The sequence below is a fragment of the Streptomyces mesophilus genome, from assembly GCF_011044995.1.
Lineage (GTDB): Bacteria > Actinomycetota > Actinomycetes > Streptomycetales > Streptomycetaceae > Streptomyces > Streptomyces mesophilus.
Genome location: NZ_JAAKZW010000065.1, coordinates 1 through 22,381 on the forward strand (window position 1 = coordinate 1; position 22,381 = coordinate 22,381).

Annotated in this window: 18 protein-coding genes; 7 read left to right on the plus strand and 11 right to left on the minus strand. The window is 71.6% G+C overall.

Annotation, left to right across the window (positions count from 1 at the left end):
• The first annotated feature begins 71 nt into the window (after positions 1-71).
• From G6045_RS17460 to G6045_RS17470, 3 genes are read left to right on the plus strand one after another with little or no spacing between them, the layout of a single operon-like run.
• Positions 72-1,430 (plus strand): ammonium transporter, encoded by a 1,359-nt coding sequence (locus G6045_RS17460; protein WP_165332901.1) that lies wholly within the window; start codon positions 72-74, stop codon positions 1,428-1,430.
• Positions 1,427-1,765, plus strand: a complete 339-nt coding sequence (locus G6045_RS17465; protein WP_030231663.1) for a P-II family nitrogen regulator — start codon at positions 1,427-1,429, stop codon at positions 1,763-1,765. The genes G6045_RS17460 and G6045_RS17465 overlap by 4 nt, the downstream gene beginning before the upstream one ends.
• A 31-nt stretch (positions 1,766-1,796) precedes the next feature.
• Positions 1,797-4,232, plus strand: coding sequence for a [protein-PII] uridylyltransferase (locus G6045_RS17470; protein WP_165332902.1), 2,436 nt, complete (start codon positions 1,797-1,799; stop codon positions 4,230-4,232).
• Here the strand turns inward: G6045_RS17470 and G6045_RS17475 are convergent.
• Positions 4,225-5,988 (minus strand): aminotransferase-like domain-containing protein, encoded by a 1,764-nt coding sequence (locus G6045_RS17475; RefSeq protein ID WP_206343842.1) that lies wholly within the window; start codon positions 5,986-5,988, stop codon positions 4,225-4,227. The two genes, G6045_RS17470 and G6045_RS17475, sit on opposite strands and share 8 nt — an antisense overlap.
• A 132-nt stretch (positions 5,989-6,120) precedes the next feature.
• On the opposite strand from G6045_RS17475, the gene G6045_RS17485 reads away from it, so the two are divergent.
• The 3 genes from G6045_RS17485 (at position 6,121) to ffh (ending at position 10,144) form a co-directional block, all read left to right on the plus strand.
• Positions 6,121-7,713 (plus strand): DUF885 family protein, encoded by a 1,593-nt coding sequence (locus G6045_RS17485; RefSeq protein ID WP_165332903.1) that lies wholly within the window; start codon positions 6,121-6,123, stop codon positions 7,711-7,713.
• Positions 7,710-8,402 carry a LysE family translocator gene (locus tag G6045_RS17490; RefSeq protein WP_165332904.1) on the plus strand — a complete coding sequence of 231 codons (693 nt, stop codon included), beginning with the start codon at positions 7,710-7,712 and terminating at the stop codon, positions 8,400-8,402. Before G6045_RS17485 ends, G6045_RS17490 begins: the two co-directional genes overlap by 4 nt.
• A gap of 182 nt (positions 8,403-8,584) precedes the next feature.
• The gene (gene ffh, locus G6045_RS17495) at positions 8,585-10,144 is read left to right on the plus strand and encodes a signal recognition particle protein (RefSeq protein WP_165332905.1); all 1,560 of its coding nucleotides are present in this window, start codon (positions 8,585-8,587) and stop codon (positions 10,142-10,144) included.
• 73 nt (positions 10,145-10,217) lie between these two features.
• Here ffh and G6045_RS17500 read toward each other — a convergent pair whose 3' ends face one another.
• The 8 genes from G6045_RS17500 to yhfZ all read right to left on the minus strand — a co-directional run bounded on the left by G6045_RS17500 (position 10,218) and on the right by yhfZ (position 18,113).
• A complete protein-coding gene (locus G6045_RS17500) occupies positions 10,218-11,426 on the minus strand; it encodes a phosphopentomutase (protein WP_165332906.1) in 1,209 nt (402 codons plus the stop codon).
• Entirely contained in the window at positions 11,423-12,634 is a 1,212-nt protein-coding gene (locus G6045_RS17505) for an alanine racemase (protein WP_165332907.1), read from the minus strand. Before G6045_RS17505 ends, G6045_RS17500 begins: the two co-directional genes overlap by 4 nt.
• 6 nt (positions 12,635-12,640) lie before the next feature.
• Entirely contained in the window at positions 12,641-13,801 is a 1,161-nt protein-coding gene (locus tag G6045_RS17510) for an aminotransferase class V-fold PLP-dependent enzyme (protein WP_165332908.1), read from the minus strand.
• Between the two features lies 1 nt (position 13,802).
• Positions 13,803-14,747 (minus strand): phosphotriesterase family protein, encoded by a 945-nt coding sequence (locus G6045_RS17515; protein WP_165332909.1) that lies wholly within the window; start codon positions 14,745-14,747, stop codon positions 13,803-13,805.
• 48 nt (positions 14,748-14,795) lie between these two features.
• Positions 14,796-16,079, minus strand: a complete 1,284-nt coding sequence (locus tag G6045_RS17520) for a YhfT family protein (RefSeq protein WP_165332930.1) — start codon at positions 16,077-16,079, stop codon at positions 14,796-14,798.
• A gap of 147 nt (positions 16,080-16,226) precedes the next feature.
• Positions 16,227-16,583, minus strand: coding sequence for a DUF2620 domain-containing protein (locus G6045_RS17525; RefSeq protein ID WP_165332910.1), 357 nt, complete (start codon positions 16,581-16,583; stop codon positions 16,227-16,229).
• A 55-nt stretch (positions 16,584-16,638) separates the two neighbouring features.
• The gene (locus tag G6045_RS17530) at positions 16,639-17,016 is read right to left on the minus strand and encodes a PRD domain-containing protein (RefSeq protein ID WP_165332911.1); all 378 of its coding nucleotides are present in this window, start codon (positions 17,014-17,016) and stop codon (positions 16,639-16,641) included.
• A 155-nt stretch (positions 17,017-17,171) separates the two neighbouring features.
• Positions 17,172-18,113 carry a GntR family transcriptional regulator YhfZ gene (gene yhfZ / locus G6045_RS17535; protein ID WP_165332912.1) on the minus strand — a complete coding sequence of 314 codons (942 nt, stop codon included), beginning with the start codon at positions 18,111-18,113 and terminating at the stop codon, positions 17,172-17,174.
• A 118-nt stretch (positions 18,114-18,231) separates the two neighbouring features.
• Between yhfZ and ftsH the strand changes: the two genes are divergently transcribed.
• Positions 18,232-20,157 carry an ATP-dependent zinc metalloprotease FtsH gene (gene ftsH / locus G6045_RS17540; protein WP_328707813.1) on the plus strand — a complete coding sequence of 642 codons (1,926 nt, stop codon included), beginning with the start codon at positions 18,232-18,234 and terminating at the stop codon, positions 20,155-20,157.
• 118 nt (positions 20,158-20,275) lie between these two features.
• Here ftsH and G6045_RS17545 read toward each other — a convergent pair whose 3' ends face one another.
• Positions 20,276-21,400 carry a carboxylate-amine ligase gene (locus G6045_RS17545; RefSeq protein WP_165332913.1) on the minus strand — a complete coding sequence of 375 codons (1,125 nt, stop codon included), beginning with the start codon at positions 21,398-21,400 and terminating at the stop codon, positions 20,276-20,278.
• A gap of 81 nt (positions 21,401-21,481) precedes the next feature.
• Positions 21,482-22,345, minus strand: a complete 864-nt coding sequence (locus G6045_RS17550) for an SAM-dependent methyltransferase (protein ID WP_165332914.1) — start codon at positions 22,343-22,345, stop codon at positions 21,482-21,484.
• Between the last annotated feature and the right edge of the window lie 36 nt (positions 22,346-22,381).

Genomic DNA, 22,381 nt, shown 5'->3' on the forward strand with positions numbered 1-22,381 from the left:
CCCGACGGCCCACCCCTCATGCACGCAGAGCTTCGCCCGCACGGGCCGCATACGACGACGAGGAGACGCCGATGCCTCCAGGCATCCTGCTCGCCGCAGAGGAGCCCACGCTCTCCTCTGCCAACACAGGCTTCATGCTCATCTGCTCCGCCCTGGTGATGCTGATGACGCCCGGACTTGCCTTCTTCTACGGAGGCATGGTCCGCGTCAAGAGCACGCTGAACATGCTGATGATGAGCTTCATCAGCCTCGGGATCGTCACGATCCTGTGGGTTCTGTACGGCTTCAGCATGGCCTTCGGCACCGACAAGGGCGGCATCATCGGCTGGGAGGGCGACTTCCTCGGCCTCAGCGGCCTCGGGATCACCGAGCTCTGGCCCGGGTACACCATCCCCGTCTATGTCTTCGCCGTCTTCCAGCTGATGTTCGCGATCATCACGCCCGCCCTGATCAGCGGTGCGCTCGCGGACCGCGTGAAGTTCACCGCATGGGCGCTGTTCATCGCCCTGTGGGCCACGGTCGTCTACTTCCCGGTCGCGCACTGGGTATGGGGCGCGGGCGGCTGGGCCTTCGAGCTCGGCGTCATCGACTTCGCCGGCGGTACCGCCGTGCACATCAACGCGGGTGCCGCGGCCCTCGGTGTGATCCTCGTGATCGGCAAGCGGGTCGGCTTCAAGAAGGACCCGATGCGGCCGCACTCCCTGCCGCTGGTGATGCTCGGCGCCGGTCTGCTGTGGTTCGGCTGGTTCGGCTTCAACGCCGGTTCCTGGCTGGGCAACGACGACGGCGTGGGCGCGGTCATGTTCGTCAACACGCAGGTGGCGACCGCCGCCGCGATGCTGGCCTGGCTCGCGTACGAGAAGATCCGGCACGGCGCGTTCACCACGCTTGGCGCCGCCTCCGGTGCGGTGGCCGGTCTGGTCGCCATCACCCCGTCCGGCGGCGCGGTCTCGCCGCTCGGTGCGATCGCCGTCGGTGCCATCGCGGGTGTCCTGTGCGCCATGGCCGTGGGCCTCAAGTTCAAGTTCGGCTACGACGACTCGCTCGATGTCGTGGGTGTCCACCTCGTCGGCGGTGTCGTGGGCTCGCTGCTCGTCGGCTTCTTCGCCACCGGTGGTGTGCAGAGCGACGTCAAGGGTCTCTTCTACGGTGGCGACGCCTCGCAGCTCGGCAAGCAGGCCGCGGGTGTCTTCGGTGTCCTTGCGTACTCCCTGGTGGTCTCTGCCATCCTCGCCTTCGTCATCGACAAGACGATCGGGATGCGGGTCTCCGAGGACGACGAGGTCACGGGTGTCGACACGGTCGAACACGCCGAGTCCGCCTACGACTTCAGCGGCGCGGGCGGTGGTACGGCCTCCCGGGCGCCCGCAGTCCCCGCACCGCCCGCCACCGCAGGATCCGGAGCACCCGCAAAGAAGGTTGACGCATGAAGCTCATCACCGCGGTCGTGAAGCCGCACCGGCTCGACGAGATCAAGGAGGCCCTGCAGGCCTTCGGGGTGCACGGGCTGACCGTCACCGAGGCCAGCGGATACGGCCGCCAGCGCGGACACACCGAGGTGTACCGGGGTGCCGAGTACACGGTGGACCTCGTGCCCAAGATCCGTATCGAGGTACTGGTCGAGGACGACGACGCCGAGCAGTTGATCGATGTCGTGGTGAAGGCCGCCCGAACCGGCAAGATCGGTGACGGCAAGGTCTGGTCGATTCCGGTGGAGACGGCGGTACGCGTCCGCACCGGCGAGCGCGGGCCCGACGCGCTCTGAATGGGTAACTGAACAGGCAAGGAGCTGCTGGGTGACGACTACGGACACCGTGACGGAATCTCAGGGGGATTCAGGACCCAGTGGCTATGCGGCGGCCCGGCTGCGCCTCCTTCAGGGGGAGCAGTCCGGGCCGCCGCGCCGTGCTGCCCTGGCGCGCCTGACGGACGACTGGCTGGCCGGTCTGTTCACCGCGCAGCCGCTGAAGGGGACGGCGCTGGTCGCGGTCGGCGGATACGGGCGGGGCGAGCTGTCGCCGCGCAGCGACCTCGACCTGCTGCTCCTGCACGACGGCAGCGCGGACGCCGGCGCGCTCGCCGCGCTGGCCGACCGCATCTGGTACCCGGTGTGGGACCTCGGGCTCGCGCTCGACCACTCGGTGCGTACATCGGGGGAGGCGCGCAAGACGGCCGGCGAGGACCTCAAGGTCCAGCTCGGGCTGCTCGACGCGCGGCACGTCGCCGGCGATCTCGGGATCACGGCCGGTCTGCGGACCGCGGTGCTCGCCGACTGGCGGAACCAGGCACCGCGCAGGCTGGGCGAGCTGCGGGAGCTGTGCGACGAACGGGCCGAGCGGCAGGGGGAGTTGCAGTATCTGCTCGAACCCGACCTCAAGGAGGCACGGGGCGGCCTGCGCGACGCGACCGCGCTGCGGGCCGTGGCGGCGTCCTGGCTGGCCGACGCGCCACGGGCCGGGCTCGACGAGGCGCGACGGCACCTGCTCGACGTACGCGACGCCCTGCATCTCGTCACCGGGCGGGCCACGGATCGGCTCGCTCTGCAAGAGCAGGATCAAGTCGCTTCCGCACTGGGCCTGTTGGACGCCGACGCACTGCTGCGTCAGGTATACGAAGCGGCCCGGACCATCTCGTACGCGAGCGATGTGACCTGGCGCGAGGTGAGCCGGGTGCTGCGCTCACGCAAGGCGAAGCCGCGGCTGCGGGCCATGCTCGGCGCCAAGCCCGCGCCGGAGCGCAATCCGCTGGCGGAGGGCGTGGTCGAGCAGGACGGCGAGGTCGTCCTCGCCCGGGTCGCGCGGCCCGAGCGCGATCCGGTGCTGCCGCTGCGGGCCGCGGCGGCCGCCGCACAGGCCGGTCTTCCGCTCTCCCTGCATGCCGTACGGGCGCTTGCGAGCGCGGCACGTCCCTTGTCGACTCCGTGGCCGGCCGAGGCGCGCGAACAGTTCGTGACGCTGCTCGGGGCCGGGCGGCCGACGGTCGCGGTGTGGGAGGCGCTGGAGGCCGAGGGCCTCATCACCCGGCTCCTTCCCGACTGGGAGCGGGTGCGCTGCCGGCCGCAGCGCAATGCCGTGCACACCTGGACGGTGGACCGGCACCTCGTCGAGGCCGCGGTCCAGGCGGCCGAGCTGACGCGCCGGGTGCACCGTCCTGACCTGCTGCTGGTGGCCGCGCTGCTGCACGACATCGGCAAGGGCTGGCCCGGGGACCACTCCGAGGCGGGGGAGGTCATCGCGCGGGACGTGGCCGCGCGGATCGGCTTCGAGCGCGCGGATGTCGAGGTGCTCTCGACGCTCGTACGCCATCACCTCCTGCTGATCGACACCGCGACCCGGCGGGATCTGGACGATCCGGCGACGATCCGGTCGGTCGCCGAAGCCGTGGGGTCGGCTTCAACGCTGGAACTCCTTCACGCGCTGACCGAGGCGGACGCGCTGGCCACCGGGCCCGCCGCGTGGTCGACGTGGCGGGGGTCCCTGGTGGCCGACCTGGTGAAGCGCGTGGGGGCGCTGCTCGCCGGCGATCCGGTGCCGGATCCCTTGAAGGTGCCGAACACCGTGGAGCAGGAGCGGCTCGCCCTGGAGGCGTTCCGGACCGGGGCGCCCGTCCTTTCGCTGCGTGCGCAGATGGAAGCCGGCGCCTCGGACGAACCGGTCGGCGTCGAGCTCCTGGTGGCCGTGCCGGACCAGCCGGGGGTGCTGCCGGCGGTCGCGGGTGTGCTCGCGATGCACCGGCTCACCGTGCGGACGGCGGATCTGGGGGCGATCTCGCTGCCGGACGAGGTCGGCTCCGGGTCCGGTGCCGGGTCCGTGCTGCTGCTCCAGTGGCGGGTGGCCGCCGAGTACGGCTCGCTGCCCGAGGCGGCCCGGCTGCGCGCCGATCTCGTACGGGCCCTCGACGGGTCCCTCGACATCGCGGCGCGCCTCGCCGAGCGGGACGCGGCCTATCCGCGACGCCGCGGCGCGGTGGCACCGCCGGCCCGGGTGTCGGTCGCGCCCGCGGGCTCGCGCCTTGCGACCGTGATCGAGGTCCGGGCCCAGGACGCACCGGGCCTGCTGCACCGGATCGGACGCGCGCTTGAGGGCGCCGGCGTGATGGTGCGCTCCGCGCACGTCAGCACGCTGGGGTCCAACGCGGTCGACGCGTTCTACGTGACGGATGCGCAGGGGGCGCCGCTGGTCGCTGCTGATGCGGCGGGGGTGGTGCGGTCGGTGGAGGGGGCGCTCAGGTAGTGGCGCGGGGTGCGCTGCGGTCGTTGCCGAGGTCGGACCAGGCCGCGGCAAGGCGGCGCACCAGCTCGTCGAGGCGGTCGGCAGGGAGCGTGAACGGGATCCGGATGTGGTCGTCGTGGGCCCCCGAAGGGTCGGTCGCGGCGCCCGGTACCACCTCGACTCCGTGCCGCAGGGTGACCTGGGCGAAGACGCGGGCATCGACGCCGCCGGGCAGCCGGGTCCACAGGGCCGCGCCCCCGGCGGGGCGACACCAGGTCCAGCCCGGTAGTTGGCCGGCCATGAGGTCTTCGAGACGGTCGAGACGGGCCCGCAGTACGGCCGCGCGGGCGTCTTTCAGCTCCTCCAGGCGGGGCAGCAGCCGGGCCGCGAGCGCCTGGTCGAGCAACGGGCTGCCCAGATCGTGCACCGCCTTGGCCCGCGCGAGCCGGGCCAGGATCTCGGCCGGGCCGCGCACCCAGCCGATGCGCAGTCCGCCCCAGACCGCCTTGGCCAGCGAACCGATGGTGAGCACGGGGGCGTCGGCCGGGGCGAACGCGGCGACCGGCGGGGGCTCGTCGGCCCGGCCGATCCGGGTGTCGTACGCGATGTCCTCGACGGTCAACACGCCCTCGGCGGCGCAGAGTTCGGCGATGCGTCGCCTGCGCGCCGCCGACATGAGGATGCCGGTCGGATTGTGGTAGGTCGGCGTGAGGTGCAGCAGTGCCGCGCCGGGGAGTGCTGCGGCTGCCGCGTCCACGCGCGGGCCGTCCTCATCGAGCGGGATCCGGCGCAGCAGCGCGCCCGCGGCGACGTACGCGTCGAGGCAACCGGGCCAGCTGGGCGCTTCGGCGACCACGGGGGTGCGCCTGCGGACGAACAACTGCGCGGTGAGGGCGAGGGCCTGGGTGGCGCCGGTGGTGATGAGGACCTGGTCAGGTGTGGTGGGCAGGCCCTGACCGGTGAAGTGCCGCGCCACGGCGTCGCGCAGGGCGGGGAGGCCGCCGGGGTGGTAGGCGGGGCCGGACAGGAGCGCGGCGAGGGGGTCGTCGCCGGACTCCTCCGGGTCCAGCAACTCGCGCAGTACGCGCCGTATTTCGGCGGTGGCGGGCTCGGCGGACGCCACCGCCAGGGAGATCGTGTCGCCGGGGCCGTCCACCAAGCGTTGGACCAGGGAGGTCGCCCCGCCGCCTGGCACCCGGCCGTCGCCGCCCGGCACAGGGTCGTGACCGCCGGGCACCCTGCGGTCGCCGCCGAGCGCGGGACCCGCGCCCCGGCCGGCGACATGGGTGCCGCTGCCCCGGCGGCTGTCGACGAGGCCCGCGGCGCGCAGCTCGTCGAGGGCGGCGACCACGGTCGCCCGGCTGACCTGGAGCGCCGCGGCCAGGGCGCGTTCGGCGGGCAGCCGGTCACCCGCGGCCAGGTCGCCGCTCGCCACGGCCGCGCGCAGAGCCGCGGCGAGCCTGCGGTACAGGGGGCCCGTGGCGGTCGCCCAGCCACCGAGGATCTCGGTGAGGTCGACGGGGGTCCAGGTGCGGGCGTGGGCGCGGTCGATGGCAGTGCGGGTGCGGGTGCGGGTGCGGGTGCGGGCGACGGCGGTGCCGGTGCGTGCTCGGGTGAGGGCGGTCTCGGTACGAGCACGGTCGGCGATGGGCGCAGGCCGCCCATGGCCCTCCGGCGCCTGAGCCTGTTCAGGGGCGGGGGATGACGGCCCGCCGTACTCCGGGGATGACAGCCCGCCGTACTCCGCGAACGACGCATCGCCACGACCTGCGGACACCCGCGCCCCGGGCCGCCCGGGCGCCCCCTGTCCAAAACGGTCCACTTCCCCCTCCAATGGCCCGGTCGCGGGTGGACCGGTCCGGCCAGGCTAGGCGGCGTCACTGGCAGACCGACCATTGGAGTCCCGCACATGGGCAGCACCGGCATCTCCACCACCCCTGCTACAGAAGAACGCGTCAAGGAGGCTGCAAGGGCGGGGCACACAGGCGTCCCGTCCGCCCACGCGACGCTGGACCCCCGCCTGCGCGCCCTGACCGCCTTCTTCGTTCCCGTCGCCCGCGAACGCGTCGGACTGCACGCCGAGTACGACGGGCGCATCCCCGATCTGTCTCCGGCCGGAGTCCGCGGCGCGCTGGCCGAGCTCGGACCCCGAGCGGCGGAGCCCTACCTCGATCCGCATGACGAAGCGCACGCCCGGGCTGCCGAGGACGCGGCACGTATCCGATTCGGGCGACTGGAGCTGCATCGGAGCAATCCGATGCTGCACCTCGCTTCACTCGATGTGGCCTGCTACGACCGGGCTTACGCGCCCGAGGAGGAGAGGGCTGTCGCCCGGGCCGCGCATTTGGCACGGTGGCCGGACGCGGTGGACGCCGCGATCGAGGCGCTCGACCGGGTGCCGGCACCGGTGGCGCAAGCCGCGCTGCCCGCCGCACGAGGGCTTGCCCCGGCAGCGGCCGGGCACCCCGCGGCAGCCGCGGCGCTCGCCCGGTTCACCGCGCGTCTGACGCAGCTCGCGGAGCACGGGGATCCGTCGGCCGCGCTGGGCGGTGCGGCGCTGCAGCTCCTCATGTCGGCGGCCGAGGCCTGCCCGGTGGACCTCGGCCGACTCGCTGATTGCGCAGAAGCAGAGCGGGCCCGGCTACTCGACGTCCTGAGAGATGCCGCAGCGCCGGGTGAATCCGTGGCGCAGACCGTGCGCCGGACGCAGGCCGACCGGCCGACCGCCGCCGGGATGCTGGTGGAGGTGACCGCACTTACCCGTGAAACGTTGCGCTGGGTCGCCGAGCGCGGTCTCGTGCCGTACGACGACGGCGAATGTCAGGTCGTCGAGGCGCCCGCTTCGCGCCGCCATGTCTTCGCGGGCTTGTCCCCCGCGGCTCCCGGCGAACCGGACGCGCCCAGCGTTTTCCACTTCACACCGCCCGACCCGAACTGGTCGGTGCGGAAACAGGAAGAGTGGCTCGCGTTCTTCAACCGACCCTTCCTGTCGGCCTTCGTGCTGCACGAAGTCGCGCCGGGACACCACTCCCACGGCCGGGCGCTGCGTCGGGCCCCCGGAGCGGTGCGGCGCACGCTGTTGTCGGAAGCTTTCACCGAGGGGTGGGCGCTGTATGCGGAACAGCTCGCCCTGGAGGAGGGGTTCCGGTCGCACGACAGGGGTACGGCGATCGGGATCGCACTGTCCGGGCTGCAGCGTTCGACGCGCCTGTCGTGTGCGATCGGTCTGCACACGGGTGCGATGACCGTGGCGGAGGCGGCGCGGCGCTTCGCGCAGGACGCCTTCCTGCCCGCCGCTGCCGCGAGTGCAGAGGCCGGACGAGGCCTGTGGGATCCGGAGTACGGGCACTACACCTGGGGCAAGCTGGCCCTGCTCGAAGTGCGCGAGCAGGCCCGCCGGGCCTGGGGCGCGGGCTACTCACCGGCCCGCTTTCACGCGGCGCTGCTCGAACTGGGCGCGCCTCCGTTGGGGCTGCTCGGCACGGCTGTGGAGCGGGGATGACCGTCTTGGACGCTTCTCGGCAGGTGTTCGCCGTCCAGGGAGTCCAGCAGTCCCTGTCCGCCGGGGAGGGGCTGCCCTCCCTCGGACAGCTGGCGGGCTTCGCCGCCACCGCGTTCGCCCTGATCCTGCTGCCAGGCCCCAACCTGGTCTTCGTCCTCACGCGCAGTGCCGCCCAGGGCCGACGGGCAGGCCTGGTGTGCGCGGCGGGCGTGGAAGCGGCGACTCTGGTGCACATCGGGGCGGCGGCGCTGGGGGTGTCGGCGCTGATCGCGCACTCCGAGGCGGCCTTCCTGGCGGTCAAGTACGCGGGCGTCGCCTACCTCCTCTACCTGGGCTTGCGTGCCCTGCGCAGCCCCGCGGCGGCGGGACTCGGGGCCGATGCGGTGCCGCAGCCGCTGCCCCGGCTGTTCCTGGAGGGGATGGTGGTGAACCTGCTCAATCCGAAAGTGGCGCTGTTCTTCCTGGCGTTTCTGCCCCAATTCGTGGCACCGGGGCCGGCGGCCCGGACGCAGATGCTGGTGCTCGGCACGGCGTTCTTCGCCATCGCCCTGCTCCTGGACGCGGTGTACGCCCTGGCCGGCGGTGCGATCGGCGGCTGGTTGCGCCGCCGCCCGCGGATCCTTGAGCGCCAGCACCTCGCGGTCGGTGGCGTCCATGTGGCGCTCGGCTTGTTCGCGGCGTTCGCCTAGGGTGACGTTCGCCCAGGGCTGACTGCGTGCGGGCGGTGCTCCGCTCGTGAGCGCGGAAGCGGGACCTGATTCTGTAGGCGCACACAGTCAGTTCCATACGCACGGACGGCCCACTGGCGCGGCCAGATACCCTGGAAGGCGCACCAACCCGCCCGCTCCCGACCCGAGGATTCGCGACCGCCGTGTTCGATACTCTCTCCGACCGCCTCGCAGCGACATTCAAGAACCTCCGCGGCAAGGGTCGCCTCAGCGAGGCGGACATCGACGCCACGGCACGGGAAATCCGTATCGCGCTGCTCGAGGCCGACGTCGCACTGCCCGTCGTGCGCGCCTTCATCAAGCAGATCAAGGAGCGCGCCACCGGCGCCGAGGTCTCCCAGGCGCTGAACCCGGCGCAGCAGGTCATCAAGATCGTCAACGAGGAGCTCGTCGGCATCCTCGGCGGCGAGACCCGCCGCCTGCGCTTCGCCAAGTCCGGCCCGACCGTGATCATGCTCGCGGGTCTGCAGGGTGCCGGTAAGACCACGCTCGCCGGAAAGCTCGGCCACTGGCTGAAGGGGCAGGGCCACGCGCCGCTGCTCGTCGCCTGTGACCTACAGCGCCCCAACGCCGTCAACCAGCTCAGCGTCGTCGCCGAGCGCGCGGGCGTGGGCATCTACGCCCCGCAGCCCGGCAACGGTGTCGGTGACCCGGTCCAGGTGGCGCAGGACTCCATCGAGTACGCCAAGACCAAGCAGTACGACGTGGTCATCGTCGACACCGCCGGTCGCCTGGGCATCGACCAGGAACTGATGCAGCAGGCCGCGGACATCCGCGACGCGGTCAAGCCCGACGAGGTCCTCTTCGTCGTCGACGCGATGATCGGTCAGGACGCGGTCAACACCGCCGAGGCCTTCCGCGACGGTGTCGGCTTCGACGGCGTGGTGCTCTCGAAGCTCGACGGTGACGCCCGCGGTGGTGCCGCCCTTTCGATCGCGCACGTGACCGGCCGCCAGATCATGTTCGCCTCCAACGGCGAGAAGCTGGACGATTTCGACGCGTTCCACCCGGACCGCATGGCGTCCCGCATCCTCGGCATGGGCGACATGCTCAGCCTGATCGAGAAGGCCGAGCAGACCTTCTCGCAGGCCGAGGCCGAGAAGATGGCCGCCAAGCTGCAGAGCGCCAAGGGCGGCAAGGACTTCACGCTCGACGACTTCCTGGCTCAGATGGAGCAGGTCAGGAAGATGGGTTCGATCTCGAAGCTGCTCGGCATGCTGCCGGGCATGGGCCAGATCAAGGACCAGATCAACAACATCGACGAGCGCGACGTCGACCGCACCGCGGCCATCATCAAGTCGATGACGCCGGCGGAGCGCGCGGACGCCACGATCATCAACGGTTCGCGCCGTGCGCGTATCGCCAAGGGCTCCGGTGTCGAGGTCAGCGCGGTCAAGAACCTCGTCGAGCGGTTCTTCGAGGCGCGCAAGATGATGTCGCGCATGGCGCAGGGCGGCGGCATGCCGGGTATGCCCGGGATGCCGGGCATGGGTGGCGGTCCCGGCCGTCAGAAGAAGCAGCAGAAGCAGGCCAAGGGCAAGCGGAAGTCGGGCAACCCGATGAAGCGCAAGGCCGAGGAGCAGGCTGCTCAGGCCAAGCGGGAGCAGGCGGCCCAGAGTGGTGGGGCGTTCGGGCTGCCGGCCGGTGAGCAGGGTGGCAAGGACTTCGAGCTTCCGGACGAGTTCAAGAAGTTCATGGGCTGAGTGCCTGTGGTTTTACGGGTACGGGCCCGGGTTGCCGTTTCGGTGGCCCGGGCCCGTTGTCGTCCTGGTCGGCTCAGACGCCGGCGGGGCTGAAGGCCACCCCGTTCGCAAGCCCCGCCGGATCCAGCCCCAGCGCGACCGCCGCCGTGGCGCCCACGTCCGCCAACGACCCCGCGTCCGGCAGGAGTTCCACGCCGGGCGCCGACGGCCGGTGGATCAGGACCGGGACGTACTCGCGGGTGTGGAACGCGTGGCCGATGGTCGGGTCGTTGCCGTGGTCGCCCGTCACGATCAGGCGGTCGTCCGGCGAGTCCAGGAGGGACAGGAGCTCCAGGAGGCCCGCGTCCACCTCTTCGAGGACCTCGCCGAAGCGGCGTACGTCCTGCTGGTGGCCGGCCAGATCCGTCTCCTGGACGTTGGCCACGACCAGGCCGGGCCGGCGGGCCGCCTCCAGGGTGTGGGCGAGCACTTCGGGCGTGGGTACCGCAGGGCGTCGTACCGCGGAAGCGCACTCGAGGATGTCGGCCGCCTTGCCGACCAGCGTGACCGGGATCCCCGCGGCCGCTGCCAGGGCGGGCAGCTGGCGCGTGTGGTCCAACTCCGCGCCCAAGTGCTGCACTTCGAGTCCGCTGTTGCGGTAGAACCCGCTGGCCGGGGTGTCGAGCCCGACGGTCGAGGCGTCTCCGTCGCGTACGTACGAGGAGAGCGGAGCCGACGCGTGGCCGCCGACCGCGATGACCCGGGCGACCGGCGCGACCGTCCGCACCGTACGCGCGATGGAGAGGATGGACGCGAAGGGGAAGTCCTCCAGGCGGCCGGAGGTGTTCCAGTTGATGCCGGGGTCGGCTTCGAGGTTGTCGTGGACGAGTACGGCGCCGTCGACCACCAACAGCGGCTTTCCGTCGAGGAGTTCGACCCGGTGGCCGGCCGCACGCAGCGCGGAGCCCACCTCGTCCAGGTGCTCCGCGAGCCGCGCCACCGTCACCTTGCTGAAGTCGGCGCCCATCATCGTCTGATGCCCGGCGAAGGTGTCGGCGCCCGGGTAGCCGAGCGCCGCGCGCCCCGCCGCGACCGGCAGCGGTGTGCTGCGGGCCAGGCCGGCGTGCGGGTGGACGAGGCCTAGGCCCAGCTTTCCCAGGGCGGGCAGGTGCAGGGTGCGGCCGCAGTGGTCGAGCACGTGGCCGCAGGTGTCGGCGGCCAGGTCGCCGGGGCGCAGGACCCCGGCGTCGGGCATCGCGCCCACGCCGAAACCGTCGATCACGACGATGACCGTGCGGCTCATGCCGTCACCTCCGGGTGGGGAACGCCCAGGACCTCGAGGGGCAGGCCCCGTACGTCGTGCGGGCGGCCCAGCGCGTCGTACAGGCCGGTGAGCCGTGGGCTGCCGGTCGAAAGGCCGGCGACGACCGCGACGTTGCTGCGGGTCACGAAGATCTGCGTACGGAAGGCGAGCAGGGCCGTGTCGCCCGCGCGGGCCTCGGGGGAGGCTTCGAGGAGCCGGTAGTAGTCGATGTTCTCGGCGGGGGAGTCGAGGACGGTGAGCCGGGCGCCCGTCCGCGGGAGCAGCGCCTCCTTGATGCCGGCGCGCGGGTAGAAGCCGCCGCCGTACACCGCGGGCCGGCCGTCGGCGAGGGTGTGGGCGACCTCGGTGACGTACACGTACGCGGGTGTCTCCGGCTGGCCGGGATCGACCGCGTGCTGCGGGGTGGTGCCGGTCAGGGCGTGGCCGGGCTCGCCGTGCGTGGCGCCCAGGGAGGCGAGCAGCGGGAGCGAGGCCATCGAGGTGGCGCTCGGGGCGCTGAGCTTCAGGTTGCTGTGGCCGCGCTCGGCGAGCAACTCGCGTGCCTTGAGGGCGAGTTCGAAGTCGGCGGTGGCGCGCGGGGTGCCGTCCTGCGGGTCGCACAGGACGCACGGGAAGGCGGTCACGCCCGCGATCCGGATGCCGCCGAGCCGTTCCGCCTCGGCCGCGAACGCGTCCAGGGCATCGAGCGGCACTCCGCCTTCCTGCCCGGGGTACACCGCGCCGGGCGCACCTTCCAGACGGATCAGCACGTCCTGTACGAAGCCCAGTTCACGCGCCGCTTCGGACACGGCCCGGGCGTTCGCCAGGTCGAAGACCGTGACCGCCTCCGGACGCCAGGCGAGCAGCTCGGGCAGCCGGCGGTGCGGGATCTGCACCAGGTGGCCGAGGTTTCCGGCCCGGGCGCCCGCTTCGTGCAGGACGCGGGCCTCGGGCGGGTCGATCGCCGCGAACTTCGGGATGTGCCGGGCGATCGCCTTGATCAGCTCGGGGTTGCGCCCGAACTGCTTGACCACGAACCACAGGGTGAGCCCGAGGCGTTCGGCCTCGGCGGCGAGCAGGGCGGCGTTGGCCTCGACCGCGTCGAGGTCCATGACGTACGTGTCCGGGGGGATCGCTCCCGAACGGTGCAGCTCGGCCGCCGCATCGGCCAGAGCGGGGTTGCGTGCGAGGAGGGTGTCGAGGAACACGGGGGTTCAGTCCTTGCTGTGGGGCGCGAAGGGCTTGTCGGTGCGGGGTGAGTGCGGCTGGTCGCTTGGGGGCGTGCTCGTCGTGCGCAGCTCGCCGAGGGCCTGGCGCAGGATGCCGATCACCAGGTCGGCGCCGGCCCGCATCGGGTTGATCCGTACGGTCCAGTCGGCGAGTTCGGGTGCGTCGTCGAGGGACGAGCTCGACATCCGGTAGAAGAGCGGGGCGATCTCGTAGCGCGAGTTGGAGCCCACGGGATAGGGGGCGGCTCCGAACTTCGCGGCGACGGCGGGCAGTTCACGGGCGACGGGGCGGTCGAGGCGTACGAGCAGGCAGCGGTCCTGTGCGTTGGCGATCCGCACTTCCGCCACGCCCTCTACCTCGCCGGCCGTCAGCCGCTCGGCGACCTCGGCCCCGACCTGCGACTGCACCGACCACATGACGGGTACGTGGGTCAGGGCCCGCAGCGCGTCGAGGGCCTGGTGGCCCTGGACCTGGCCGCCGCCCGAATAGTTGTCGGCCCGCACCCGCGCCACCAGGTCACGGGCGCCGACCACGACGCCCACGCCCTCGGGCCCGTGCAGCTTGAAGAGGGAGAAGCACGAGGCGTCGGCGCCGAGTTCGACCCCGGCCGCGGGCGTGCGAAGGACCGCGTAGTTGTCGTCCACGATGGTGCGCACCCCGGCCGCTCGGCAGGCCGCGAGCACCTCGCCCGGGTCGTACGAGTCACCCAGGCGCTGACGGGTGTGCTGCACGTAGGCCCAGGTGAAGCGGCCGGTCGCAAGGGCTTCGGCCAGCGCCGCGCGGTCGTTGAAGTCGGCCTCGACCGTCTCCATGCCCAGGCCGCGCAGGGTCACCTCGGTGCTCCGGTAGACCGGCGCCTTGTGGATGAGCAGGGGGCCGTGAGCGGTGGCCAGCGCGGCCCGGATCGCTCCCGTGCCCGCGCCCTGGACGAGCGCCGCGTCCTCGGCACCGAAGAAGTCGGCGAGCACCGCCTCGACACGGGCGGTCGTACGCGGCCTGCCGAGCCCGGGCACGACACCGGCGTCGGCGCTGAACAGCTGCTCGCCCTCGAAGTGGGCGGCCACGCATTCCATCAGCCGGAACTGCCGGGCGATCGCCTCGTCGAGCGGGACCGTGGCCAGCGGGAAAGTCTCGGGGAGCTTCATCTCATACGTCCTCGTGGCGTGCGCCGCCCGTCAGGAAGCGCACCGGATTGCGGCGCGTCATCAGATCGATCAGGTCCTCGTCGACCCCGGCGGCCCTGGCCTGCCCCAGGAACGTACGGAACAAGTGGCCGTACCCCGTGCCGCCTTCGGACTCCAGATAGCCGTGTCGCGAGATGTCGCAACTGAGCAGCACCCGGTCGGCGTGGCCGGCCTCCAGGAGCTCCAGGAGCAGCCGGAGCCGGGTCGCGTCGGGCTGGTAGCTCTCCTTGCCGACGGTGTCGAAGGCCACGTACGCGCCGCTTGCCGCCAACTCCCGGTGTACGGACGGCTGGTCAAGGAGGTCCTGGTGCCCGATCGAGATCCGGTGCGGGGCCAGGCCCGCGCCGGTCAGGAGGTCGAGCTGGGCGAGACCGCCGTGCCCCAGCTGGGCGTGGGTGGCGACGGAGAGCCCGGTGGCGGTGGCCGCTTCGGCGGCGGCGAGCAGCGAACGGGTCTCGGGCTCGCTCGGCGTATCACCGTGACTGCCGACCTCGCCCATGACACCCGGCCGTATGCCCGTGGCGCCGATCCCGCCGTCGATCTCGCGGATCAGGGTGCCGGCGAGCTGCTCGACGCTCGCGTCGCCGATCTCCTCGGGGTGGAAGGGCTCGTAATACCAGCCGGTCGCCGCGACCACCGCGACCCCGGACTCCTTTGCCATCCGCGCCAGGGCCTCGACGTCGCGGCCCATGCCCCGGCAGGTCAGCTCGATGACGAGAGAGAGGCCGAACTCCTCGCGCAGGGAGGTGAGTTCCTCGGTGATCCGCGGCCCGTGCACCTCTGGGTCGAGGACGGCGGCCCGGTCGCCGGAGCGGTCCAGGTCGAGAGCCAGATGTTCGTGGGCGAGTGCGGGACCGTGCACGTCGGTGGGGGAGAGGGGGCCGAGAACGGTCTGCAGGTGGTTCATGTCGTACGCCTTACTGCTGTTCTGGTGGCGGCTGTCGTGCTCCCGGGGTCAGCCCTTGATCGGGGTGAACAGGTTCATCCAGTACAGGAGGTTGAGGACGATGCCGCCGATGATCACCGCGACCGGCGCGGCGGCCATCTTCACGACCGGGCGTCCCATGGCCTCGTTCATCAGGTAGAGACCGCCGCAGATGAGGATGCCGAGGCCGCCGCCCATCGCATTGGCCGCCATCAGCGAACCGAAGAGGATCGCGAGTCCGAGTGCTTCGCTGATCGCGCTGCGCAGGTGCTCCGAGGAGTCGCGGACGCTGGGGAGCTTCCCGAGGGCCTTGCCGATGTACGACAGGGCCAGGACTTCGAGGGCGAAGACCGCGGCGCCGGCGAGAGCGGCGAGGAACGGGTTCGGCATCAGATAGCCGATGGGGTACGCGAGGGTGAAGCCCGCGATGCCGTACGCACCGGAGGCGAGCGCGGTGGTCGCGATGAGCGGGATGAAGCCGAACACCCGGTAGAAGTCGACCTGGGCGGCCTCCGCGTACTGGCCCTTGGCGATCAGGAAGCTGGTCGCTTCGCCGCCGCCGAAGATCTTCATCTGCGCGAGGACGCAGACACCGGCGCCGAGCACCATGAACAGCGGCAGATACCTGCGCAGCCGGGCCGCGCTCGCGCTGAACAGCGAGGCCATCGGGTCCTCGACACCCTCGGGGAGTTCGTACGAGACGCCGGCTGCCTTGTCGGCCCTGCGCTGCTTCAGGTCCTTGTCGATGGCGAAACCGATGAGTGCCAGGACACCGACGGCCATGGCGATCGCGCCCGGGAACACGGTCGGCCAGAGCTTCATCGTCATGACCACGAGCGCCAGCTCGATCACGCCGACGATGCCGCCGCGAAGGCGGCCGAACTGCTTGGTGACCGCGAGCACCGGGAAGAGCGCGAACAGGAAGAGGATCGGCGTCGACATCTGCTGCATCGCGTCGAGGAAGTCGACGGGCAGCTTCTTCGCCAGGTCGTTCGCGCCGCCGAGCCCGTAGACCACGACCGCGCCCCAGCCGGCGCCGAGCAGCGGCGCCAGCCACTTCTTCGGCGACAGGAGGCCGAGGATGTCGGTGGGCAGGAACAGCAGCCAGGGGTTGAGCACTCCGGAGACCAGTGCCATCGGCGCACCCAGACCGAAGATGAACCCGGCCGAGAGGCCGAACGACACCGCCGTGGTGGCGCTGCGGGTCGTGCGCTTCTGGATGAAGTCGAGCATGAACGGCCGTACACCGTCGTTGAAGACGGCCAGCGCCATGTGCGAGATGTACGCGGTGAGCGCACACAGCGCGATCACCATCAGCTGCTGGGGCAGCGTGAAGTCCAGGTTGGCCGCGGCGAGTTGGAGGGTGTGCGGGTCGCTCTGTACGAAGGCGGCCGGGACGGCCGGGACGGCGGCGGGGATCACGGGGTCACTCCTTTGTGCCCTGGGCGCTTACGGCGGGTCTCAGCCGCGTGCGGCTATGGCGCGGGCGATGACCGGCGCGGCCTCGCCGATCTGGTCCATGGAGAAGCCGAACACCTTCTTGCCGCTCGCGATCAGGGTGGCGACCTCGTCCTCCGTGGGGACGCTCCGGCCGAAGGTGTGGCAGGCGGCCTGGCCCATCAGGCCGACGAGGACGCCGAGCGAGGCGCCGGCGCCGGTGTGGCAGGTGCCGAGGTAGAAGTCGGCCTGGTGCACGCGGAGTTTCATCGCGGCGTCCATGTCGCTGGACACGACGACCTCGACGCCTTCGAGCCCGAGCCGCTCGACCGTGTCCGCGACCTCGACCTTGCCGACGCCGCCGGTGAGGATCTTCGTCATGGTGCTGTCCTTCTCGTGTGGGGTTTCCGGGGGTTCAGCTGTGGTTTCCGCGGGTTCAGCGGGTGGATGTCTGCTGGGCCAGGACGGCCAGGTGCATCGCGAGGAAGTTGATCTCGGAGTCCGGGAGGTGGGCGCCCAGTGCGGTGCCGGCACGCTCGGCGATCTCGTGGGCGCGGGCCACCGCCTCGGGGTGGGCGGCGAGTTCGGCCCGTACCTGCTCGTCGGTGAGGAACTGCTCGATCGGCTCGCCGGCCAGGAGGCGGGTGAGCGCCATCATCAGATGGCTGGTGAGCATGCCCGCGGTCTCCTCGGTGACCGGGCGGCCCTCGTCTGCGAGCGCGATCAGTTCGGCGGTCACGAAGTCGGCCACCTCGGGCCGGACTTGACCGCTCTCACGGAACAGCTGGATGCGGAGCGCGAGCTGATCGTCCATGACCTTCCCTTCCTTCACTTGGGCCATTTCCTTCCCCCTGCCTTGGGCCCTTCACTTGCCTTGGACAGTAACCAGGATTCTGGATTCTCAAGAGGGCCCTTGGTCCTGTCCTTACCGGGCCCTTAAACCGGGCCCTTAAGTGGTCCGGCGCCCGGTCAGTACGAGGGGATCCGCTCGCCCCGCAGTACTTCCTGCTGCAGCGCGGTGACGAGCGAGAGATCGAGACCATCCCGTACGGCTTCCAGCGCATGCGCACCCTCGGAGCGTCCGACGATGGCGGCGGAGGAATTGCGCAGGGAGAGCTCGCGGGTGATCTCGTCGCCGAGCGGGAGCACATCCACGACATCGCCGCCGAGCCGGTCCACCTCGTCGATGTTCCAGACGGTGGCGTCCACGCGGGCGTGCCGGAAGAGATCGCGCAGCTGCATGTACGAGGCCTCGACCCACTCGATGTCGTCGCGCCCCGCGAAGGCCCGCTCGACGAGCATCGACTGGTCCTGCGAGGAGTGGTCGATCGCCACCCGCAGCCCGGGCCGCGTGGGTTCGGCGCCCTGGCGGACGAGTATCCCGTGGGCGCCGACGTAGGTGGCCGGTCCGAGATCGGCGACCAGTTCGACAGGCTCGCCCGCCTCGATCAGCCGGTCCGCGGCGAAGCGCGAGAGGACGACCAGGTCGACCTTCCGCTCGACCAGTGCCGTGACCCGGTCGGTCGCACCGCGCATGAACGTGATCGCGAACGGGGCGCCGGCCTGCTCGAAAGCGCTCCGAAGGCCGGTCGCGAGACCCTCGTAACGCCGTGAGTACGGCAGTGGCATCGCGGCGAGCAGCGTGCCCAGGCCCGACAGACGCCACAGTATGGCGCGGTCGGAGCGGACCAGGAACGTGCCGAGGTGGCCGCGGGCCTGGGTGGTGATGGCGCCCGATTCCTCCAGGAGCTGCAGCGCGGCCTGGACCGTGCCGTTGCCGACCTTCAGTTCTTCGGCGAAGTCCCGCAGCCGGGGGAGCCGGGTGTCGGGCTCATGGCCGAGGAGCAGCACCGCCAGCTGGCGTGCGGTGAGGCCGTTGCGGGTCAGGAAGCGCTCGTCGATGCCGTTCACGCAGCCGACAGTAACCAGGATCCTGGATATTGTGCAAGGGTCTTGCTGCGGGTCCACGTCCGGCTTGACGAAGGCGCACAAAATGCCGGAAATGCCCGCCTCTCGAATAATGGCGAGCGTGACAGCCCCCAGCCCCGTGCCCCCGCGCGACCGCACCGACCAGCCGTGGCGCTCCGAGGGTGCACCGCCGCCGCCCCCGCCCAAGAAGAAGCTGTCCTGGCGCAGCCTGCTGTGGACGGCGCTGCTCGTCTATCTGCTGACCAACCTGCTGCTCGGCTTCTTCGGCGACGACAAGCCCAAGACGATCTCGTACACCGAGTTCAGCAGCCAGCTGAACGCCGGCAACGTCGAGAAGATCTACGCCAAGGGCGACCAGATCCAGGGTGACCTCAAGAAGGAAGCCGAGGTCCCCGACGGCGGCAAGGGGAACTACCAGGAGTTCATCACCCAGCGCCCGAGCTGGGCGGACGACCAGATCTGGGACGAGCTGACCAAGCAGAAGGTCACCGTCACCGCGGAGCCGGTCTACAAGGAGCCGAGCCTCCTGACCAACCTGCTCCTCTCCCTTCTGCCGATCCTGGTGCTCGTCGGCCTGTGGATGTTCATGGCCCGCCGGATGGCCGCCGGGATGGGCGGTGGCGCGGGCGGCATGCTGGGGCGCAAACAGCCGCCGAAACCGGTCGAGTTGGAGGGCGCCAAGCGGACCACGTTCGCGGATGTCGCGGGCATCGACGAGGTCGAGGGCGAGCTCAACGATGTCGTCGACTTTCTCAAGAACCCCGACGCGTACCGCAAGATGGGCGCCAAGATGCCCGGCGGCGTGCTCCTCGCGGGCCCGCCCGGAACCGGTAAGACGCTGCTCGCGCGGGCCGTCGCCGGTGAGGCCGAGGTGCCGTTCTTCTCCGCGTCCGCGTCCGAGTTCATCGAGATGATCGTGGGCGTCGGCGCCTCGCGCGTACGCGAACTCTTCGCCGAGGCGCGGAAGGTGGCGCCCGCCATCATCTTCATCGACGAGATCGACACCATCGGCCGGGCCCGCGGCGGCGGCTCCGGGATGGGCGGCCACGACGAGCGCGAGCAGACGCTCAACCAGATCCTCACCGAGATGGACGGCTTCTCCGGTTCCGAGGGCGTCGTGGTCCTCGCGGCCACCAACCGCGCCGACATCCTCGACCCGGCGCTCACCCGGCCGGGACGCTTCGACCGCACGGTCATGGTGAGCCCGCCCGACCGCAAGGGCCGCGAGGCCATCCTGAAGATCCATACGCGCGAGATTCCGCTCGCGGACGGCGTCGACCTCGCCCAGGTCGCCCGTACGACACCGGGTATGACCGGTGCCGAACTCGCCAACCTGGCCAACGAGGCGGCCCTGCTCGCGGTCAAGCGCAAGCAGTCCGAGGTGAGTCAGTCCGACCTGTCCGACGCCCTGGAGAAGGTCCAGCTCGGCGCCGAACGCCCGCTGGTGATGCCCGACGAGGAGCGCCGGCGCACCGCGTACCACGAGAGCGGGCACGCGCTGCTCGGCATGCTGCAGCCGGGCGCGGACCCGGTCCGCAAGATCACCATCGTGCCGCGCGGCCGCGCCCTCGGCGTCACTCTCTCCACTCCGGACGCCGACAAGTACGCGTACACCGAGGAGTATCTGCGCGGCCGGATCATCGGCGCGCTCGGCGGCATGGCGGCCGAGCAGGTCGTCTTCGACGAGATCACCACGGGCGCCGAGAACGACCTGGAACAGGTCACCAACATCGCCCGCGGCATGGTCGCCCGCTGGGGCATGAGCGAGCGCGTCGGCCGCCTCTCGGCGGTCCCGAACGACGGCCAGAGCCCGTACGGCCTGGCCGCGGCGCCCTCGACGCTCGACGCGATCGACGGCGAGATGCGCCGCATCGTCGACGAGTGCTACGAGGCCGCCTGCCGCCAACTGCGCGACCACCGCGCCCAGCTGGACGCCCTCTCGGAGGCCCTGCTCGCCAACGAGACGCTGGACGAGGCGGATGCGTACCGGGCGGCGGGGATCACGCGGTTGACCAAGGAGACATGAGAAGTCGTACGAGGCCTGTGGGAAGTCGTACGGGGCCCTGTGGGAAGTCGTACGGGGCCCTGTGAGAAGGCGTACGGGCCCTGTGAGAAGGCGGACGGAGTCGTAGGGGCGGGCGCTGTCACCCGGCCCCGATGACCGACGGGGCGGTCCCACCCTCCGCCGTCGCCACGAGCAGGTCGTCCACTACCGCCGTGAGCCCTCGTGCGGCGGAGGCTCGTTGCCGCGCCGCACCGCCGCCCGCCGTCAGGAGCTCCCGCAGCCATGCCGTGGCCGGGAGCAGGTCCTCGCCGAGATACGGTCCGACGCGCGCGAACAGCTCGGTGAGGACGGTCCGTACGGGATGCAATGCGCCGGTGAGCGGATCGAGATGGTCGCCCTGGAGCCCGTCGCGGGCGGCCCGCCAGTACGCCACCCGCAGCAGCTCCGGCGAAGGCTCGGGCCCGGTGTCGCCCCGGTCGACCGCCGCGTCCGCCTCCTGTACCAACGCCCGTACCAGCGCCGCGATCAAAGCCGAGGTCGACGCGGACTGCGGCACGTCGGCCGCCCTGACCTCCAGGGTCGGCAGCGTGTGCGACAGCCGGATGTCCCACCACAAGGTGCCCTCGTCCACGAGCGCCCCGGTGTCCAGGAGCCGGGCGGCCGTCTCGTCGTAGTGGCGCGCGGAGCGGAAGTACGGTGGCGGCCCCGCGACCGGCCAGCGCTGCAGGCCGACGCTGCGCCAGCTCGCGTATCCGGTGTCCCGGCCGCACCAGAAGGGCGAGTTGGCGGCGAGGGCGACCAGGAGCGGAAGCCGCGGGCGCAGATGATTGCTGAGGAGCACGGCCCGGTCCCGGTCCGGTGCGTGGACGTGCACATGCACCGCGCAGACGGTCACCTCGTCGTGCAGCGCACGGAACGTGGCATCGCCGCGCTGCTGCCGTTCGCCCGGCGTGATCGCCGCGGGCGCCACGGTTCCCCGTACGGGGGAGCCGCTGGCCACGACGCCGGCCCCCGCCCGCGCGGCGGCGGACATCAACTCGCGTCGTGCGTGGGTGAGTTGATCGAGGATCTCCGTCGCGGGGCCGCACGGTGCGGTCCTCGTCTCCACCTGCATGTCCGTGAACTCGGGGCCGACGCGTTCGCCGAGCACCGGTCTCGCCTCGGCGATCACCTGCCCGGCCCGCGCCGCCATCAGCCTGGAGTCGGGGTCGACGACGAGGAACTCCTCCTCCACCCCGATGGAACGCTCCACCATGTCCGCCATGGCCCCCACGCTCCCACGCCACCGCCCGGCGTGACCGAAAGGCCCGCCGGGCGGTGAAGGGGGACTGCGCCCGTTGACGGATCAGGTCGTTCGCGCCACCAAGTACCGGAACACGTTCGCCATCCACACCGTCCCGTCCCTCCGCAGATGCGGATGCAGGGACTCGGTCAGTTCCTTGCGGACCTGGCGTGCGTCCGTCGCGCCGACCGCCGCGTCGAACAGGCCGGTCGACAGGAGTCCGCGGACCGCGCTGTCCATGTCGGCGTAGCCGAAGGGGCAGGCCACCCGCCCGGAGCCGTCGGGCTTGAGCCCGGCCCGCTGGGCCACGTCCTCCAGATCGTCCCGCTCCGAGGGCCGCCAACTCCCCGTGGAGCGCAGCGGATCCGCGAGCCGCGTCGCCACCCGCAGCACCGAGGACGTGGTGCACCGTTCGGGCGGTCCCCAGCCGGCGAGCACCACGGTCGACCCGCGCTCGGCGAGCGGCGCCGCCCGTTCGAGGAGGGGCGCGAGCCCCTCCGAGTCCCCGGCCATGCAGCCGATCGGCTGGAACGCGGTGATCATGTTGTACGGGGGACGGCCGACGTCCACCGCGGCCTCGGGCCCGCCTTCCATGAGCCGGGCGTCGGCCGCGTGGTCGTCCCACAGTCCGTCGGGCAGCAGCCGCTCGCGTGCCAGGGCGAGCCGCTCGGGGCAGAGATGTTCGACGCCGGTGACCGAGGCGCCGCGCGTGGCCGCCATCAGGAGAGCGAGCCCGGAGCCGCAGCCGAGACCCAGCAGCCGGGTGCCGGCGCCTACTTCGAGTCGTTCGTGGACCGCGTCGTAGAGCGGTACGAGCATCCGCTCCTGAATCTCCGCCCAGTCACGCGCGCCTAGATGGGCATCCGTCGCCCGGGGGGTGCTGGTACCCGGGTGGGTCAGGTGCCGTTGCGCGAGCGTAGGTGTCATGAAGAGCGCCCCAATCGCCGAGAGAGCCGAGAGTGT